Source organism: Mesorhizobium sp. P2_D6, assembly GCF_056404315.1.
The window spans coordinates 1-4395 of record NZ_JBFUEG010000057.1 but is presented as its reverse complement, the minus strand read 5'-3'; the positions used below and the strand labels follow the sequence as shown (position 1 = coordinate 4395).

Sequence of the window (4395 nt, the reverse complement as noted above, 5' to 3'; positions counted from 1 at the left end):
CAAGGCCAGTATTTGGCCTTCATCTACGCCTATAGCCGGATCTTCAAACAGCCCCCGGCCGAAGCCGACATGCGGCGCCATTTCGACGTCACCGCTCCAACCGTCCACCAGATGGTGCTGACCTTGGAAAAAGCCGGGTTCATCACACGGGTGCCCGGAGCTGCCCGAAGCATCCAACTTCTGGTTCCTCCGAAAGCGCTTCCTATCTTGCGCTAAAACAACCCGTCATAATCTCTGTGGAACGGTACTGGTCCAGCTTAGGACACAAGGTTTGTGGATAGAGATGCGCGGGATCGAGGCCGCGATCAGGTTGCCACGAACTAGGCCATCACCATCTTGCCAGCTCTCTCAATACCTCATGGGCGAACTTGGAGGTCCGGTCGATGGGAGCGAAGAGCCGCAGCTTGCCTTCGCCGGTCTACTGTCGAAATGGAAGTAGCCGATCGGGCAAGCCTTGAACTTCTTGCGCGACGTGGCGCCTTCGAAGCCTGGCATGCGGCTGATGTCAAAGCGCTGAAACAGCCGGTGCAGACTGGAACGGTGAGATGTGGGACCGTGGCCTGGAGGGCATAGAGGCAATCATCGAACGGCAGACGCGTATGCCTGCGGAAGGCGACGACCAGCGCTTCCTCTTCCTTTGACGGCACTCTCAAGGGCACCTCTTCGGCCCCGTCGGCGTGTCGGTGACGTAGTCGCGCTTCTTCCACTTCGTCACCGTCTTGGGGTTTATGTCGCAGCGTTCGCTCTATTCTTGGATCGAAGCTTTCGATCGCTGTATCGCAGCTCGGACCGCGAGAGTGGTCGTGGCGCTCCCGTGTAGTGACCACATTCTACCATCAGCTCGAAACGCAGCACCACAATGCACCATCGCCAACGTGAGGCGCAAGCCGAGTACCCCATCTTGGACGGTGCGTTCTTGGCGCATTGTCGGCTCCGGCGGGCTTTGTCTCGCCGGGGATCATGATCAGTCAACGCCCCGCCGAAGCAGCCGATCGAGCGGTACTGGGACATTGGGAGGGAGACCTCACCCTCGGTCTTGGCAGTCCGACGATCGGCACCCTGGTCGAGCGCACGACGCGCTTCACGATGCTGCTGCATCTTCCCGCCTTGCGGCGCACCGAAGCTCCGAAGAACGGACCTGCGCTCGCGGGACACGGGCACCATCATCACTTTGCCCGAAGAACTGCGTCGTTCGCTGACCTGGGATCAGGGAGCGGAAATGGCCAGCACGATCGTCTCAAGATCGACGCAGGTGTCTAACTCTATTTCTGCGACCCGCAAAGCCCATGGCAGCGTGGCACTAACGAGAACACCAACGGGCTGCTGCGCCAGTACTTCCCGAAAGGCACAGACCTGAGCATCCACAGCGCCGACGAGATCGCCGCCGTGGCAGCAGACCTCAATTTCCGACCGAGAAAGACGCTGGGCTGGAAAACGCCGGCAGAGGCGCTTGACGCGTTGCTGCCATGAGTGAACACAATCGGTGTTGCGACGACCGCTTAAATCCGCCCCACACAAAGTTAATCAACTCGCAACAGGTCCTTCAACTAAATTTACAGAATCCTTGCGACCGCGGATTACTGACCGTGGTAACTTTACGGCAAAGTTTGACCTCAAGCACCCCTGAAATTTTGTTGCCTTTTTTTAAGCTCAACCGCCGCACAGAACGCAACGGAGACCAACGCCAATGGCAAGAAGAGCGCTAATCCTGGTTGATGGCAGTGTAACGGGTAATGGTCTGCTATACGTCCAAGCGGCCCAGCGCCTTGGTCTTCATCCAATTATGTTGTCAGCTGATCCTTCTCGGCATGACTATCTTGCGGCAGAGGGCATTGAGGCGATCCGTGTCGATACAGGCAATCTCGATGCGCTGATCCGTGAATGTTTCCGTCTGCGTGAGACCTATGACATTGCTGGCATTACAAGCAGCTTGGAGGACGTCTATGCCACAGTTGGCAAGCTCTGTCGGCATTTCGATCTACCGGGACCGAACCCTACATCGATTGAACGATGCTGCGACAAGTTCACTCAACGTCAGCTCCTCGCGGAGGCCGGGGTTCCAATACCTGCTTATCGCTTGGCAGCGAATGCGGCGGAGGTAGAACGCTCTGCCGCCGAGATCGGCATGCCGGTGGTTCTTAAGCCAGCCGTGGGCGCAGGCAGCTGCGGTGTCCGATTGTGCCGCGACGCCGATGAGTTGGACGAACATACGACCTATCTGTTGGGCGGGAAGCACATATGGTGGTCTTCGCCGAGGATACTGGTCGAAGAATTCGCACAAGGCTTCCAGTATAGCATTGAAACCATGGGAAATGAGGTCATTGGGATTGCCGCAGCTGACTTCGGTCCCCCACCGCATTTTGTGCTTCGTCAGTTCACGTTCCCGGAGGCGTTTACTGATGACGAGCATTCGCGTATCGCCGGTATTTCGCTGAGCTGTTTGCGAGCTCTCGGCCTTGGCTGGGGGCCTGCGAACATCGAATTCCGGTGGACGAAACGTGGCCCAGTCGTCATTGAGATCAATCCGCGCCTTGGTGCCGTGCCTACTCCTCAGCTGGTTCAGCTGGCTTGCGGTGTCGATCTCGTCACCGAGCACATCAAGCTTGTCATCGGCGACGAATGGGATTTGCGAACAAAGCATTCGCAGACTGCAGCCGCGCGGATCCTGGTTCCTGATCGCGATGGCATCCTCGATTGGATCGATGGCGAGCGTGGGGCGGCTGGTGTGCCAGGAATCGTCGAGGTTAAATTGTATGTCAAACCCAACATGCCGATCGTCAGGAACGGCGATTCCCGAGACTTTATCGGACATGTCATCGCCGCTTCACCCAGCCGTGCTGAGACCGAGGCGATAGTGCAGCGCGCCGTCGACTTAATCGATTGGTCGATCACACCATTACCGGTTTTTGGCGACTAGTACCGTTCCACAGAGATTATGACTCCTTGACGGGATAGGCTTTGCGGAGTTTTTCGCGAGYCTTCTCGGTGGTGAACATCCACTGGATCTGAGCGCCYTCGGCGTTGCGCCGCTGTTGCCAAGCGGCGACCTCGGCGAGGATCGTTTGCTTGTCGTCGATGCGGCGGTCGAGGCATTGGCTGCGCAGGACGCCGATTTCGATTTCCACCATATTTAGCCAGCTGGCGTGTTTCGGGGTGTGGTGGAACTGAAGCCGCTTCAGCACSCGGCGAGCCTCCGGTGCGGGGAAGGCGTCGTAAAGCGCCCCAGCCGAGTGGGTGGAGAGGTTGTCCATCACCACCCGGATGATCGGGGCGTCGGGATAGTCGACGTCGACCAGCTCGCGCATGCACTCGGCGAAGTCTTGGTTGGTGCGCCGGTCGGTGACCTTCACCCGGCGCCAGGGACGGTGGGCGTCGAGGAAGACGAACAGATTGACGGTGCCGTTGCGGCGATATTCGCARTYRTAGCGCTCAAGCTGGCCCGGCTTGGCGGGAATGGGCTCACGCACCTCGCCGATGAGTTGGGTCGGGCTCTCGTCGAAGCAGACCACAGGTCTTTGGGRATTGGGCGCCTCGGCATAGAGATCGAGCACATCCTCCATGCGGGCGACGTATTCCCCGTCGACCTTGGGGATGCACCACATGTCTTTGCGCCAGGGCTTCAGATGGTTCTCCGCCAGCCGTCGGCGGACAGTCTCAGAAGACAGCTCTTCATGGTCGGTGAGCCGGACCATCTCATCGGCCAGGAGTTCGAGGGTCCAGCGGGCCCGTCCCGGTGGCGGCTTTGAGCAGGCGGTCGCCACCAAAAGCGCCTCCTCCTTGCTCGATAGTTTGCGCTCAACGCCGGGGCGCGGCTCCTCGGTGAGCGCTCCCTCCAGGTTCGCTTCCACAAAGCGGCGCCGGGCCCGATAAATCGTCGATGCTGAGACCTTCAAGGTTGCGGCGATCACCTCGTCGCTCACGCCGTCGTTCGCGGCCAAGAGGATCTGCGCGCGTCTTATTTTGCGCGTCGCGTGGCGCCCCCCGCTCAACAGCGCGTCAAGTTGATCACGTTCCGATTGGCTAAGGTCCACACAAAACTTTATACTCACCTCCACCTCCTTCAGCGTGTAGGCGCAGATGAATCCGGAAATGAGTCAGTCACTTGGCGAACGACAAGCCGCGCCACAGCCGCGCTTTACGCAGCTTCAAGGCCAGTATTTGGCCTTCATCTACGCCTATAGCCGGATCTTCAAACAGCCCCCGGCCGAAGCCGACATGCGGCGCCATTTCGACGTCACCGCTCCAACCGTCCACCAGATGGTGCTGACCTTGGAAAAAGCCGGGTTCATCACACGGGTGCCCGGAGCTGCCCGAAGCATCCAACTTCTGGTTCCTCCGAAAGCGCTTCCTATCTTGCGCTAAAACAACCCGTCATAATCTCTGTGGAACGGTACT

4 protein-coding genes and 2 pseudogenes are annotated in these 4395 nt (G+C 58.9%); 3 read left to right on the top strand and 3 right to left on the bottom strand.

Annotated features, from left to right (window positions below):
- Positions 1 to 216, top strand: a 216-nt coding sequence (locus AC1D1L_RS33430) for a LexA family protein (protein WP_477345765.1), incomplete at its 5' end; no start/stop codon positions are given.
- 121 nt (positions 217 to 337) lie between these two features.
- Here AC1D1L_RS33430 and AC1D1L_RS33425 read toward each other — a convergent pair.
- Positions 338 to 829 (bottom strand): annotated as a pseudogene (locus tag AC1D1L_RS33425) (transposase family protein); the annotation flags it as partial.
- 116 nt (positions 830 to 945) lie between these two features.
- On the opposite strand from AC1D1L_RS33425, the pseudogene AC1D1L_RS33420 reads away from it, so the two are divergent.
- Positions 946 to 1470, top strand: a pseudogene (locus AC1D1L_RS33420) (IS30 family transposase); the annotation flags it as partial.
- Between the two features lie 217 nt (positions 1471 to 1687).
- A complete protein-coding gene (locus AC1D1L_RS33415; protein ID WP_477345763.1) occupies positions 1688 to 2917 on the top strand; it encodes an ATP-grasp domain-containing protein in 1230 nt (409 codons plus the stop codon).
- 16 nt (positions 2918 to 2933) lie between these two features.
- On the opposite strand, the gene AC1D1L_RS33410 is transcribed toward AC1D1L_RS33415, so the two are convergent.
- The gene (locus AC1D1L_RS33410; protein ID WP_477345761.1) at positions 2934 to 4049 is read right to left on the bottom strand and encodes an IS630 family transposase; all 1116 of its coding nucleotides are present in this window, start codon (positions 4047 to 4049) and stop codon (positions 2934 to 2936) included.
- 49 nt (positions 4050 to 4098) lie between these two features.
- The gene (locus AC1D1L_RS33405; protein WP_477345759.1) at positions 4099 to 4323 is read right to left on the bottom strand and encodes a hypothetical protein; all 225 of its coding nucleotides are present in this window, start codon (positions 4321 to 4323) and stop codon (positions 4099 to 4101) included.
- Positions 4324 to 4395: the final 72 nt, after the last annotated feature.